This is a genomic window from Caballeronia sp. NK8 (assembly GCF_018408855.1).
Classification (GTDB): domain Bacteria; phylum Pseudomonadota; class Gammaproteobacteria; order Burkholderiales; family Burkholderiaceae; genus Caballeronia.
In genome coordinates this window covers 734615-748743 of the sequence record NZ_AP024326.1, presented here as the reverse complement: position 1 = coordinate 748743, position 14129 = coordinate 734615, and the positions used below count along the sequence as shown (strand labels likewise).

Annotated in this window: 12 protein-coding genes and 2 pseudogenes; 13 read left to right on the top strand and 1 reads right to left on the bottom strand. The window is 59.7% G+C overall.

Translation table 11 applies throughout. The features are described 5' to 3' along the window. Nucleotides 1-56: 56 nt before the first annotated feature. From NK8_RS36330 to NK8_RS36320, 3 genes are all read left to right on the top strand, one after another. The gene (locus NK8_RS36330; RefSeq protein WP_213233456.1) at nucleotides 57-1721 is read left to right on the top strand and encodes an acetolactate synthase large subunit; all 1665 of its coding nucleotides are present in this window, start codon (nucleotides 57-59) and stop codon (nucleotides 1719-1721) included. Then, nucleotides 1718-2845: a zinc-dependent alcohol dehydrogenase family protein gene (locus NK8_RS36325; RefSeq protein ID WP_213233455.1), complete on the top strand. Its 1128-nt coding sequence runs from the start codon at nucleotides 1718-1720 to the stop codon at nucleotides 2843-2845. Before NK8_RS36330 ends, NK8_RS36325 begins: the two co-directional genes overlap by 4 nt. A 571-nt stretch (nucleotides 2846-3416) precedes the next feature. Further along, nucleotides 3417-3590: a hypothetical protein gene (locus NK8_RS36320; RefSeq protein WP_213233454.1), complete on the top strand. Its 174-nt coding sequence runs from the start codon at nucleotides 3417-3419 to the stop codon at nucleotides 3588-3590. Between the two features lie 325 nt (nucleotides 3591-3915). Here NK8_RS36320 and NK8_RS36315 read toward each other — a convergent pair whose 3' ends face one another. After that, nucleotides 3916-4476, bottom strand: a complete 561-nt coding sequence (locus NK8_RS36315; RefSeq protein ID WP_213234030.1) for a hypothetical protein — start codon at nucleotides 4474-4476, stop codon at nucleotides 3916-3918. A gap of 267 nt (nucleotides 4477-4743) precedes the next feature. Between NK8_RS36315 and NK8_RS43890 the strand changes: the two genes are divergently transcribed. The 10 genes and pseudogenes from NK8_RS43890 (at nucleotide 4744) to NK8_RS36280 (ending at nucleotide 14100) form a co-directional block, all read left to right on the top strand. Beyond that, nucleotides 4744-5727: a thiamine pyrophosphate-dependent enzyme gene (locus NK8_RS43890; RefSeq protein ID WP_367657824.1), complete on the top strand. Its 984-nt coding sequence runs from the start codon at nucleotides 4744-4746 to the stop codon at nucleotides 5725-5727. Then, a pseudogene (locus NK8_RS43885) lies at nucleotides 5706-6288 on the top strand (transketolase); the annotation flags it as partial. The gene NK8_RS43890 and the pseudogene NK8_RS43885, both read left to right, overlap by 22 nt. A 63-nt stretch (nucleotides 6289-6351) precedes the next feature. Next, nucleotides 6352-6804 carry a transketolase C-terminal domain-containing protein gene (locus NK8_RS43880; RefSeq protein WP_367657842.1) on the top strand — a complete coding sequence of 151 codons (453 nt, stop codon included), beginning with the start codon at nucleotides 6352-6354 and terminating at the stop codon, nucleotides 6802-6804. A gap of 532 nt (nucleotides 6805-7336) precedes the next feature. Then, nucleotides 7337-7633 (top strand): hypothetical protein, encoded by a 297-nt coding sequence (locus tag NK8_RS36305; RefSeq protein ID WP_225936562.1) that lies wholly within the window; start codon nucleotides 7337-7339, stop codon nucleotides 7631-7633. 295 nt (nucleotides 7634-7928) lie between these two features. Then, complete coding sequence (locus NK8_RS36300) at nucleotides 7929-8195, top strand: hypothetical protein (protein ID WP_213234054.1); 267 nt, start codon at nucleotides 7929-7931, stop codon at nucleotides 8193-8195. Between the two features lie 307 nt (nucleotides 8196-8502). Beyond that, complete coding sequence (locus NK8_RS36295) at nucleotides 8503-9720, top strand: MFS transporter (RefSeq protein ID WP_213233452.1); 1218 nt, start codon at nucleotides 8503-8505, stop codon at nucleotides 9718-9720. An 11-nt stretch (nucleotides 9721-9731) separates the two neighbouring features. Then, nucleotides 9732-9938, top strand: a pseudogene (locus tag NK8_RS43190) (MBL fold metallo-hydrolase); the annotation flags it as partial. A gap of 1956 nt (nucleotides 9939-11894) precedes the next feature. Beyond that, nucleotides 11895-12320 (top strand): CopG family transcriptional regulator, encoded by a 426-nt coding sequence (locus tag NK8_RS36290; protein WP_213233451.1) that lies wholly within the window; start codon nucleotides 11895-11897, stop codon nucleotides 12318-12320. Between the two features lie 34 nt (nucleotides 12321-12354). Then, nucleotides 12355-13446 (top strand): PHB depolymerase family esterase, encoded by a 1092-nt coding sequence (locus NK8_RS36285; protein WP_213233450.1) that lies wholly within the window; start codon nucleotides 12355-12357, stop codon nucleotides 13444-13446. A 450-nt stretch (nucleotides 13447-13896) separates the two neighbouring features. Beyond that, nucleotides 13897-14100 carry a ribbon-helix-helix protein, CopG family gene (locus NK8_RS36280; protein WP_213233449.1) on the top strand — a complete coding sequence of 68 codons (204 nt, stop codon included), beginning with the start codon at nucleotides 13897-13899 and terminating at the stop codon, nucleotides 14098-14100. The last annotated feature ends 29 nt before the right edge of the window (nucleotides 14101-14129 follow it).

Here is a 14129-nt window from a genome sequence, read left to right as displayed (position 1 = left end):
CGCGCAGCCGCTCCCATCCCCATACCCCGCAGTTCGAAGTCGCAAGGAGACTGCCGATGAAAGCTTCCGATCTTTTCGTGAAGGCGCTGGAAAACGAAGGCGTCACGCGCATCTTCGCGGTGCCTGGTGAAGAAAATCTCGATGTCGTAGAGTCGTTGCGAGGTTCGAGCATTCAGCTCGTCGTGACGCGGCATGAGCAGTCGGCGGCCTTCATGGCGGCGACGCACGGACGTCTGACCGGAAGGCCCGGCGTTTGCATGGCGACACTCGGTCCCGGCGCGCTGAATCTCGTCACGGGCGCTGCGTATGCCAAGCTCGGCGCGATGCCGATGGTGCTGATCACCGGCCAGAAAGCGATCATGACCTCGAGGCAGGCGCGCTTTCAGATCGTCGACATCGTAGCGACGATGAAGCCGCTCACCAAAGCCTCGCGGCAGATCGTCAGCGGAGCGAGCATTCCGACTGTCGTACGAGATGCCTTCCGGCTGGCTGCGGAGGAGCGTCCCGGTCCCGTGCATCTGGAATTGCCCGAGGACGTGGCCGCTGTCGAGGTGAGCGACGATGTGACGATCGTTCCCTTGCATCCCGTCGAACTACCGGTGGCGCACGACGCCGCCATCGAACGCGCGGCCGCACTGTTGATGCGATCGGAGCGGCCGCTCGTGATGTTCGGCGCGGACAGCAACCGGCCGCGGCTCGCCGGGCAGTTGACTGACTTCATTCGGCGCACGGGCATCCCGTTCTTCAACACACAGATGGGCAAGGGCACGGTGGCGGCGATCGGCAGCGACGAAGCCACCGAACTCTGGATGGGCACGGCCGCGCTCAGCGAACGCGACTACCTGCACGAGGCAATCGACCAGGCCGACCTGATTCTCGCGATCGGCCACGACACCATAGAAAAGCCGCCGTTCATCATGGGGCCGAAGGGGCCCAAGGTGATTCATATCGGCTACACGCCGGCCAGCGTCGAGCAGGTGTTCTTCCCGCATGCCGAAGTCGTGGGCGATCTGGGCCTGAGCCTGTCACGTCTTGCCAGTCTGGTGCAAGGCAGGCTGCCGAATGCGGCTGCCCTGGCGCCGTTGCGCGAAGGGATCCTCAAACGCACGCTCGATCGCGCCGACGAATCGCGCTTTCCGCTGACGCCGCAACGCATCGTTCACGACGTGCGCGAGGTCATGCCTGCCGAGGGCATCGTGGCGCTCGATAATGGCATGTACAAGATCTGGTTCGCGCGCTGTTATCGAACGCGCAGTGCCAACACGCTGTTGCTGGACAACGCGCTTGCGACGATGGGCGCGGGGCTGCCGTCGGCCATGATGGCCGCGCTCCTCTATCCCGGCCGCCGCGTGATGGCGGTATGCGGCGACGGCGGTTTCATGATGAACTCGCAGGAACTCGAGACCGCCGTCCGGTTGAAGCTGAACCTCGTCGTATTGATCATTCAGGACGACGCCTACGGCATGATCCGCTGGAAGCAAGCGGTCGACAGCTTCACCGATTGGGGTCTTACATTCGGCAATCCCGACTTCGTCAAATATGCCGACGCCTATGGGGCAACAGGACGACGCATCGAATCGGCCGACGGGCTGGCCCCGGCGCTGGAGGCGGCGTTCGAGGAGGGCGGTGTCCAGCTCGTCATCGTCCCGGTCGACTATTCGGAGAATAGTCGCGTGCTTGTCGATGAACTCAGACACCGCGTCACGGAGATAGCGAAATGAAGATCAAGGCAGCAGTGCTGCAGGAAATGGGGGCGGCCACGCCCTATGCTGACACGCGTCCGTTGCACATCGAAGAGATCGATCTGGCGCCGCCCGGCCGGGACGAAGTGCTGATCAAGATCGCGGCGGCAGGTCTGTGCCACTCCGACCTGTCGGTGATCAACGGCGACCGGCCGCGTCCCATGCCGATGGCGCTCGGGCATGAAGCCTCGGGCGTCGTCGAAGAACTGGGGGCGGGCGTCACAGACCTTCAGGTTGGGGATCACGTGGTCGTCGTGTTCGTGCCGAGCTGCGGCCATTGCGCGCCTTGCGCCGAAGGGCGACCGGCCTTGTGCGAACCGGGCGCGGCCGCGAACGGCGCAGGTACGCTGCTTTCCGGCGGGCGGCGTCTCACGCGCGGCGGCAAGGCACTTAACCATCACCTCGGATGTTCCGTATTTGCCGAGTATGCAACCGTGTCTCGCCGCTCGGTCGTGAAGATCGATCGCAGCGTGCCGCTCGACGAAGCCGCGCTCTTCGGATGCGCGGTGCTAACAGGCGTCGGTGCGGTGGTCAACACGGCGCAGGTGCGCGCGGGCGCATCGGTGGCGGTGATCGGACTGGGCGGCGTTGGCCTGGCAGCGCTTCTCGGCGCGCACGCTGCGGGTGCACGGCAGATCATCGCAATCGATCTGTCGGATGCCAAGCTGGAGCAGGCACGTGCGCTGGGCGCGACGCACACGGTCAACGCCGGTTATGACAACGCGCTGGAGCAGATCCGCGAGCTGAGCGCGGGCGGCGTCGAATTCGCTTTCGAATTTGCCGGCTCGGTTCGCGCGCTGGACCTGGCCTACCGCATCACGCGTCGCGGCGGAATGACCGTCACGGCGGGTCTCCCGCCTTCGACGGCGCTCTGGCCGCTGCCTGCGGTCAGTCTCGTCGCGGAAGAGCGGACGCTAAAAGGTAGCTATATCGGAACGTGCGTGCCGTCGCGCGACATTCCGCACTATGTCGTTTTGTATGCGCAGGGCCGGTTGCCGGTAAACAAGCTGTTGACGGGGCGCCTGAGGCTCGACGAGATCAATCGCGGCTTCGATCTGCTGCACGAGGGCAAGGCGATCCGACAGGTAGTGGTGTTCGATTAAGCGTCGGCCTTTGACGCTTGATCGACGCGTGCCCCGATCGTACGAGAATTTCTCCTGCACGCGAAAGCGATATAGCCACGACTGAAACAGCTCTCCGTGCTTGGACGCGGTGGCTTTCATCAACTCGCCTATGCCGAGCGGTGGCCGGCGAAGGAGAAACGAACAGTAATCTGATTGCACGGCATCTCGCGCAGGCGCCTTGACTTCGAAGGCCTGGTCGCCGTTCTAGCGGACTAAGACGTGCGAGTCGTCGTCCCTGACCGGCCCGGACGCAGCGAGTGGCTCAAAACGTCCGCGCACTATACGGATCGTGCCTACACGCGGGCGTTGTCGATGCTGATCGCCCGCCTCGAAGTTGACCGGGTCATTCAAATCGACACTCGCGGGAGCATTGGCGGTGAGTCGGCCGGCAGTACGGACGGGGTCACAGTAAGGTTACCCCGAACTGCAAACCCCCAAGACATTTGTTCTTCACAGGAATTGTCACCTTCGACCTTTGGCGGGTCCGAAACCTGCGCCTAAATAAGAGCGCCACGATTTCCCGCGCCATCGCCACCAATCAAGGAGTGCCATGACTGATCCTCGCAATGTTGCGCACGACAAGAAAGTGCAGCAGGAGAAAAAGCATCAAGGTGAAGATATCGCGCCTCACGCGGAACATGCGCCGCAACCCGGTAAAAAGCCCCATATCAAGCGCGAAGAGACAAAGGAAGAGCCCTCACCCGACGGTGAAGCAAATAGTTAAAGTCAGCAACCTGGTCATGTCCTTGACTTAAAGGAGTGCGTTGCATGACCAGAATCCCTTTTCCGTTGAGACCCGACAGGCGATTAACGCTGAACTTCCAGCAGCAGGACTTGACGAGCGCTATCGGCCGGCCTTCCCGCGCGGCGTGTTCCACGGCGCCTGACGGTCATGGCCGGCATTTCATCGACGTCTTGCCGATAGCATAGAAGAGGCAACAACGGGGACAGCCGTCATCTCGGAATCGTGTCGCGAGTGCGTGATGCATAACGAGTAATTGATCCCAGACGCCCCCAGCGGGAGCGCGAAGGACTTGGGCGCGCAGGTTTCAAACGGGTAGGGGTGCCTTGGTCGGATCGAAGTCAGCCCATGCCCCTTGCTGCCACTGACCTGAAGCTCGCTCGATATCCATCGCGCCACCAGCTTGCAGCACCGAGGTGGCGCCCGCCACACTCTCCTCGGATACATGAACCGCGAGTAATACGCCTGAATGACGCGCATGTTCAGCCGTCTCCATGGGGTTGACAGTTCCCTGTTTGGCTTTCCGGGTATGCGACATCGCGCCAGCCAATGAACCGATATACGCACCTAGTCCGATGCCGATAAACACGGTGACCCAGGGAGTCTTGAAGCCGAGAAAGATGGCAACGCCCACTGCGCCGCCCACCAGAGCTCCGGCTGCGACGCCTTTCCATGCCCCTTTGTGCGCGGACTTGGCTCCTTGGTCACTCATTGAATCCCCACCAATCGGGGTCCGCGAGTGCTGACCTTGCGGCGACACATAGACAATCGACAGATCTTCTTGAGTTACCCCTGTATCCAAAAGGCGTTGACGCGCGCGCTCTGCTTTCTCGAACGTATCGAACCGACCAGCAAGAATAAGAGACATAAACGAACCTTTGGTGAAGTAACGCAGCAGTAGGTGGATGCGGGAGTCTTCGCTATCACGCATTCCCTATGCCTGAGATTATTCTCGGTAGAGTCCCGAGGCGGACCACTCTTCGCTTACCAGAATTGGTTGTTGATCTGTTAGATCGTCGAAGTTTGATCAGCTTCGTCTCACGCAGTAACGTCGATCCGTCAGGCACGGGTACTGCGGACGTTTTAATCGCCCGATCCGACGGGGTTGCGCATATCCCTGCTCAGGAGAAATTCGATGACAGATAAAACTTCCGCAACTTCAACGGCCGTGAAAACCGTGCCAAGTCCGCGTGACCCCCACCTGTGCAAGATGGCAAATTGCATTCGGTTTCTCGCGATGGACGCGGTGCAAAAGGCCAAAAGCGGCCATCCGGGTGCCCCGATGGGAATGGCCGACATTGCCACTGTCCTGTTCAAGGAGTTCATGCAGTTCGATGCTGCGGATCCGCATTGGATCGACCGGGATCGGTTCGTCCTGTCAAACGGCCACGGGTCGATGCTCCTATATGGCTTGTTGTATCTGACTGGTTATGCGGACATGACGCTCGACCAGTTGCAAAGATTCCGTCAGGTAGGCAGCAAGACGCCAGGGCATCCGGAATACCGGCACGCGGATGGCATCGAACTGACGACGGGGCCGCTGGGGCAGGGGATCGCGGAGTCAGTTGGCCTCGCGCTGGGTGAGCGCATCATGAATACGAGTTTCGGCGACGAGTTGGTCAACCACTTCACCTACGTGTTCCTCGGTGATGGATGTCTGATGGAAGGCATCAGCCAGGAAGCGATCTCGCTGGCGGGTCACCTTAAGCTGGGCCGGCTGATCGCGTTCTGGGACAAAAATTCGATCTCGATCGATGGATCGACGAGCCTTTCAGTGTCCGACAATGAGGTCGAACGCTTTCGCGCCTTGAACTGGCACGTGCTCGAAATCGACGGCCACGATACTAACGCTATCCGCGACGCGATCGTGACCGCCCGTGCGAACGAGGACCGCCCCACCCTGATCGCGTGCAAGACGGTCATCGGGTTCGGCTTTCCGACCAAGGCTGGGACCCAGAAAGCGCACAGCGACGCGCCGGGCGAGGACGAAATCGCCGGGGCTCGCAAAATACTTGACTGGGACTCACCGCCCTTTGCATCCCGGCCGATCTGCTCGCCGAATGGCGTGGAATCGGCGCTAAAGGCCGGTCGGCGAGGATGGCATGGGCGGACCGCGTGAAGCAGGCCCCGACCGAGTTACGCCGCGAGTTCGAACGGCGCAACAAGGGCGAGCTTCCCGTCGATTGGAAAAGAGCGATCGAGGCTGCGCGCGCGGAATTCCTTGAGAAAGGAGGCGAACTCGCTACGCGCCAGGCAAGCGGCAAGGTGCTCGACCACCTCTTCGATGCGATTCCGGAGTTGCTGGGCGGATCGGCGGACTTGACGCCGTCGAACAATACGAAGGCCAAGAACCAGATAGAGATCAAGCCAGGGGACTTTAAGGGATCGTACGTGCACTATGGCGTGCGGGAGCACGGCATGGCTGCGGCGATGAACGGGCTGGCGTCACGGCGGCCTGATTCCTTACGGCGGCACGTTTATGTGCTTTTCGGACTATTGCCGGCCCGCCATCCGCCTTGCTGCGATGATGCGCATCCGGACGATCTTCGTTATGACGCACGATTCGATCGGCCTTGGCGAGGATGGCCCTACTCACCAACCCGTCGAGCACCTTGCGGCGCTGCGCGCGATCCCGCACCTGAGCGTGTACCGGCCAGGCGATGCAGTGGAGACGGCTGAGTGTTGGGAGCTGATTCTCGAGCAGCCGCGCCGCGCGGCCCTGCTTGCGCTGTCTCGCCAGCCCATGCCGCTGCTTCGAAAAGAGGCGGGTTCGGAGAACAAGTCGGCCAAGGGTGCGTACGTTCTGCGCGAGGCGGAGGGCGGTCCTCGCCAGCTGACCTTGCTCGCGACGGGCTCTGAATTGCATCTTGCCGTTGAAGCACGAGAGATCATGCAAAAGGAAGGCGTGCCGACCGCAGTGGTGTCAATGCCCTGTCGCCTACTTTTCGAGGAGCAGGACGCTGGGTACAAACAAGCGGTGCTGGGCGAGTCGAAGGCGAGGGTTGCTGTTGAGGCTGCGGTGGAATTGGGATGGGACCGGTATCTCGGTTTCGAGGGCAGGTTCGTTGGCATGCACGACTTCGGCGAGTCGGGGAAGATAGGCGACGTCTATACCAAATTCGACATCACGACGGATGCAATCGTGCAAGCCGCAAGAGACGTGATTGGGTTCGTTGGGAGGCAGACCAGTAACTAAACCGACCATAGAATGGTAACAGCAAGCGGTCAGTCCTTACGGCTCCCTCGGGAGGGCCGACGCTTAGTTCTTGATAACGAGGCGCTCGCCCGCTTCGCTTGGCCGCCAACACCGTTTGTCACCATCGCGGTTGTCCGAGCCGCGAAGGTTGGCGCGCCCTATTTGTTCATTTACTAGATGCGGACGCTTAGCAACGTTCAAAGAAAGAACTGAGGTCCGGACCGGCCATCGCACGGTCACCATCGCTCGGATGCTCGGTCAACAGTCCGAAGAGCGCGCGATAAAGCAGTGCAATTGGCGGCCGCGCAGGCGCACCGTCTGCTTCATGTTCTAGCCAGACATGAGCAATTTTCTTTCACAATAAGGACTTCCTATGACTAACATTAGGACGCTCGTGCGCCGCTCTTTAGCAAGTGGGACCGCTGCCTCGATCACCTCAGCGCTAGTTGCGTCCCGCGAGGCTTCGCACAGCGGTGCAAGCGGTATCGCGCCTCTAAATGCAGTCGCACACTGCATCTGGCCCGTCGAGGCAATGAAAGAGCAACGACTAAGCGCGCGCCTGACCGGCACCGGCGCTTTGATTCACTGGGGCGCAAGCATATTTTGGGGAACATTGTTCGAAACACTGCTCCGGGAACGCCGAATCCCACCGGCCCGCATTATCCGTATTGCTGCCGTGACCGCCGCGACGGCCTACATTGTCGATTATCACGTCGTTCCGAAAAGGATAACGCCTGGGTTTGAAGCGCATATGCCGCGACGCTCGTTCCTTCCCGTTTATGTAGCCCTCGGTGCTGGGTTAGCCCTTGCGAGGCTGATTGACAATTAGAACTCTTACGAGGAAGAAAAACGCGCGACTCGCGGTGCGGCATCGACACGAATTCAACACGGCGACCCACCGCCTGAACGAGAAAACTCAAAACTCCGAGTTGCGGCGGTAGTGCCGCCACGATGTAGTGAACCATTCCGTGTCGGGAAACGCGACTTCAAGTAGTTCGCGCTTCCTCTTTCGGATTCTGCCGCATCCAGGGTCAGCTGTCGCGACACAGTCGGCATGACAAGCCTGACGGCCGCCGTGGCATACGCATTGCTCATTAACGAGTTCAAAGAGAAGGAGACTGGTCATGAACAGCGATCGCTTGAAAGGACCGGGCAGCACCGATAAGCCGCTCGGCGATGCAGGCAGTGGAGCAAGCGGTGGTGGCTCGCTGGGTAACCAGCCAGGACCGGGCTCTGCCACAGGCGGCGATCCCGCCCAAGGAGTGCGTCAACCAATTTCCGGCGAGGCCGAGCAATCTCCTGCGCAAAACCGGTCGAAACAGGAAGCTCTACCTAAGTCGGATAACAGTACCGAGTCGCCCGGCATAGACGACGCGCTCGAACGAGAGTGACAATCAACGATCGCTTCTCACATGTCGGCATCGAAAACGCTCGCGATCGGCCAATTTCTTGATAGGAGCGATACATCGACATGACGAAGCCAGCGCGCGGCATCGTCTATTTCGATTTTATTGGCGGTATCTTCTCACCCCGCACTGATGGGCAATGCTGCGGCGCTCTCGATTCGGCGATCACGGCAAATGGATAACAGGACCACTCCGGACAAAGCCACCCGCGCTCCCGCTGCTGGGCCGCCTCCAATCAAACGCTTGAAGTGAGTACCATCCATCGTCGTAGAGACATGGCGTAACGCAATCGATGCACCCGATAAGCGTGATACGCACCAAAGGGTTCTTACCGCTCTGGACGGTCGGCGCGGTTTCATCCTCGATGATGTGGCTGGAGATGCTCGCAGCGGCGCTGTTCACCTTCAAGGCTACGAATTCGGCAGTAGCAGTCGCGGTTGTCGCCGCGTGTCGAAGTCTCCCGCTTCTGTTAAGCGGCGCGGTAATGGGCGTCGTGGCGGATGCAATGGATCGCAAGAGAATAGTGCTGCTCGGATTGTTGCTGGCGAGCGCTTCGTCGGCTACGGTGGGAGTCTTGTCTTTCCTCGCGGTTCTATCTACATGGCACCTTTGCGCTGCCGCTCTCGTGAGCGGTGTCGTCTATGCCACCGAGATGCCTGCCCGTAGGCGCATGATTGCGGAGACAGCAGGCAAGGCGATGGCCTCTCACGCGGTCGCTATCGACAGCATGACCAACTTCGCGACGCGATGTCTCGGGCCTCTGCTCGGAGGCTTGATCTACGGAGCACTCGGCGTCTCGACATCCTATTTCCTCTCCGCAACGGCGTCGCTTTGCGCCGCAGCGTGCATCTTCCGACTTTCGACCGTGCAGGTGCCCTCTGGGCGCCTCTCCCCGGCGCGGATCCGCAACGACCTTCGGGAAGCGTGGCAATACGCGCTCGACAGTAAAACGATCATGGCGCTCTTGATCGTGACGACAATCACGAACTTATGCGGCTATAGCTATAACGTTCTACTGACACCTCTCGGAAGGGAGACGTTCGACTTGTCGGCCACGATGATCGGCGTGCTTTCGTCGGCGGAGCCTGCGGGATCTTTTGTCGCCGGCGCGATCATCGGAGGCGCTCGCCGACGAGGGCGGTCCTTTGTCTGGTTGATAGCCGGATCGAGCGTGTTTTTCCTGGCTATTGCAATCGCTGGGTTCGCAAGTTCTTTCCGATGCTCGCTGGCGTCATTGCTCGTCATGCTCTTCATCAGCGGCTTTGATAGCGCCGCCTACAACATACATCAGACGACCATCGTGATCGAGTCCGTGCCCGGCGTCATGCGCAGTCGTGTGTTCGGTCTGGTTACTGTCGGTATCGGATGTTGGCCGCTCGGAACGCTTTTAGCGGGCCTGCTCGCATCAGTACTCGGACCGACGGGAGCCTTGATCGCGTTGGGCGTCACAGGTATCGCTGGCAACAGTGTCCTGACACTTCGCGCGGTGAAGAGGTGGTCGCATCGGTAGAAAGACCGTTGGCTGCCCCGTATGCTACGGATCTGCCCAACGACGGATCAGCGCCGAGGGTCGCGGCCGGAGTCTGCGCACTCCCGATTCCCGGGCACACTCGGGGCGGCGTCCTGTACCTGCTCGAGGATCGCGTGCTCTTCTCAGGCGATTCACTTGCCTGGACCCCACGCGAGCAGGAGCTCTTTGCGTTCAGGGAGGCGTGCTGGCATTCATGGGCCGAGTTCGCTACATCGCTCGGCACGTTTTGGATCAACGTGCATTGGTCCTCAGTTCAGCACTGAGTATGTTTGTACTGGCACGGACGAAGTTCCATAACGTTGTTAAGTATTTCTTCCCCTTCGCTCGTATCGCGAGATCGACTGAGTAGGGTCACGCCGACCCGCGTACGCCCAAAATTGCGCCATCAACTCCTTGCAAGGGGCCAGTACGTTGTCAAATATTTTGTGTTGCAATGCAGCATGACAATCAACACGACGAGGGAGTTCATGAAGCCGCAATCCGTGATTGCTGTCGTGCGATCTGCCACTCGCGAGGTATCGGCAGAATTTCAGCTGTCAACGGGACGCTTGGTTGTAATGAAGGGAAGTGAGCTTATTGACGCGTTGCATCCGCCAGATTCATGGATGGCCCTCGCGTCGCTGAATCATGGCGACGGATGGGGAACGCGTCCGACGCCTGAAGACTTGCATCAGTTCTTGGAGCGCTATGTTGCGGCTAGACCGCGATTTGGCTTGCCGCAGACTGACTAAAATCAGAATGACCGGACCCTGGCATACGCTCGTCTGCAGTTGGCGTAGAGAGCGTTAGCTCCAGGAGAACTCGATCTCAGAATCCTTTGGTCGAGTTGCTGCACATGGATATTGTCGAGGTGACCAACGATGCAGCCCGATTCCTCGAAAACCCTCGATCTCGCTAGGTCTCTGGAGCACGTCGCGGATGTCGTCTGTGACGGCCATTAGGCGATGCTGCTGGCGCGAGAGAAGCGATACTGCACCGTCTTTCTAGATATTGGCCTGCTGGATGTGGATGGTCGCGATCACGGGGGGACGGTTGCGGGCGGTTCTGTCGTTCAAACTCGCCTCGATACTCATCGGTGTCACACGCGATACAGAGTCCATTGCCAGGCTGAGGTACATCGCTTGCTGCTTTGAGCAAAGATGGGAGCAAAAACGGCGAGATCGAGACCCGTTCGCCTCACGCTGATTTATAGACCGCCTGCCATGCTGCATCCGTGCTCCGGTCGCGGCGACCGTCTCTCAAGTGCAGATTCGATAAATGAGCACCGATGCCGATGGATCCGATCGAACTTTATCGCAGTCCCGACGGCGACAAATGGCTGCTATGCGATCGCGCGACTCCTTCTTCGTTTGTTCGGCATGAGGCAAGCGCTTAGTCAGGCGGATCGATATCGGATCTACCCATCGCGCCGTTTCTGTCAGCGGGGGTCGATTGGGGTCCGGGCCGCAAGACGATGCATTGCAGGATCACCATCCAGATCGCCTCGACTTTGAACTTTATATCGATCGCGACAATCTCGGTGCTTCGACATGGTTTTCCTTGCCTCTCTATGCACGCGGCATGAGGCTTTGGCGCCGGGCCTCCGGATAATGGAGGTCGGCTCCCGCGAACCGCCATTTTCGACGCCTTTGGTCCCGCGCGTTTGCCTGCGGCCAAAGACGCGATGCCCATCCGCATTTCTGTGCTGATCGTGGTTTTCCGCTTGGCTTTCACGACTCGCTGCATCACCTGCCCGTCGTGCGTCAGGGCATTATCGCTTCCGCGCTCGGCCTGCGGTTTCGGGGCAAAGGCTGCTTTTTTACCGATGCGTGAACCCACCGCGGCACAAGCGGCGCGCCTGTCGTGATGAGCAGAATCGCACCGACAGATGCGACAGGTGCGAATCGACGCTGCGCGGGATTTTTCTGGCCATCCAGTCGTCGTCCCTCGACATGGGCACGCGTGATCTGCAGGTGGACGAGTCTCTGGGTCTCAACAACGCGTGGTACGCGGACGTCCTAATGAGCCCACGGGAACTAGCTCATCACGCATCCGCACACGAACCTTCGCCTCGATCGGAAAAAGACATCGTTGTTACAAAAAAAACCGTGACCGCGGTATCAAACCAGCCTATAAACATCCATATGGATGGTAGCAGGAAGGAAATCACACCCATGGCGAAGCAGGAAGGATTAGACGTCGTACGCTCCCGAGGCGGCGAAACGGAAAAAATTACGATCAATCTCGGCCCTGTCGATTTGGGACAGATCGACTTGCTCGTGGAGGAAGGCTTTTATTCGAACCGGACGGATCTGATCCGCACGGCAATTCGCAACCAGTTATCGGTTCACGCGCTGGTCGTCAAGGAAACGGTGACGCGACGCGAACTGGTGCTGGGCCTTCAGTATTTTTCCAAGCGGGATCTTGAAGCAGTGCGTGCGGCGAACGAGCGCCTCAATATCCAGGTGCTCGGATTAGCGAGCATTGCCAACGACGTCTCACCCGAACTTGCTCTTGCAACGATTGAGTCGATCCTTGTGCGCGGCGCATTGCATGCATCGGCGGCTGTCAAGGCGGCGTTGGCGGATCGAATCCGCTGATGCCGCACCGAACCCTATACAAACGGTAAATACGATGAAACTCAATGAAGGTTTTTTAGACTCGATGAAGGAAGCATTCGCGCACTTTCGTGAGAGCGATCCGGTCGCCGCAACAGAGGTGATTCAACGCGCTTTGCGCGGAGCACCTGTGAGCGCAGCGCCGATATCGCAGGAAAAGGAGGAAGCGAAGGACGTCGAATCACGCGCGGCGCAGGTTGCCGACATCTTGCAAAAGTTTGGCCGAGCCCACCCCCACAAAAGCAAGTCCGAAGTCGAAGATCGTGGGCACTTCAGCACGCGCACTTACTCCAGCGCTGCTGGCCAGCGCAACTACAAACTTTATGTGCCGAGTGCATACCGCAATGAGCCGCTCCCGCTCATTGTGATGCTACACGGCTGCACACAGGACGCGGACGATTTCGCAGCGGGCACGCAGATGAACTCGCTGGCTGAGCAACATGGCTGCATCATCGTGTATCCGGTCCAGCCGCAAGGCGCGAACCCGTCGAAATGCTGGAACTGGTTCAAGCCCGCCGATCAAACTCGCGAGAGCGGCGAACCGTCGTTGATAGCGGGCATCACGCGGGAGGTAATGGCGAGCCACAACGTGGATTCGAATCGCGTGTATATCGCAGGATTGTCGGCAGGTGGCGCGATGGCGGCAATAATGGCGCAAAGCTATCCAGATCTATACGCTGCGGCAGGGGTCCACTCGGGGCTCCCAGTCGCGTGCGCGCACGATTTGCCGTCCGCGCTCGCCGCCATGCGGGGCGGCAAAAGCCGCGCACAGTCGCACGCGGTGAAAGCGCCGAAGTGCCCGCTCATCGTGTTTCACGGCGATGCAGATACGACCGTGCATCCTGCTAACGGTAAAGACCTTGTACGCGGGTTCAGTCCGAACGGGTCCGTGGCAGGCCAGGCGTCAGCGGGGCCGGCGGGCGCTCGCAAGCAAACTGTCCTCCATCTGAAGTCGTCGGACGGGTTGCCTGCGGAGTTATGGACCATCCACGGCGCACCGCATGCCTGGTCAGGTGGTAGCCCGCGAGGATCTTACACCGATCCCTCCGGACCGAACGCCAGCGCGGAGATGGTGCGCTTCTTCCTTGCTCATCCGCGCGGCCATTGAACGCGTCGGGGCTGCTCAAAGCGACGGAAATTTTGGCCTGAATGCAATCGAAGCGAGGAGGCCTTCGATGGGCAGAACAAACGCAAGAAACGGTCGGGTCTGACTAAACTGACAGGTCTGCTTCCAGAATCCGGTCTGCCGACCAGTCAGATTGGGAAGCGGGTGGCAGATCGGATCGAAGAGGTCCGCAGCCGTCCCTGCTGCACCAAACTGTCCAAACCCCAAGAGCTCACGCAGTTCGAAGACGTGGCGCGATTCTAGCTCCGTGCGTCACAAGATCGATTTCTGCCTCAACTCAATCGTCTAAATGATCAGCGCCAAATCACTTCGAACCGTCCCGATTCGCCAGCCTATATTCGTCTGCGTCGATACGTGCGAAGAATTGGCTATCGACAGTGTTTTGAGGGCTTGCCTTTTGCTCGTCTCTTCACGCCAATAAAGGGGAACGCAATGTCCGATGTGAATGCACGCGTGATTACCGCCCACGTTCCCATCCCTCTTGCAGAGCAGGTCGATGAGCTTGCCGTTCGTCTTGACCATTCCCGCGTGTGGATTGTCCGGCACGACCTGGCCGCGTGGATCGAGCAGGAGGATTCGCGTAATCGGGCAGAGACCAGTAAGCCGCGGCGCGCAAGCGGCCGCGAGAAGCGCTGAACGCCAAGTCCGTTGCACGACAGTGCGCC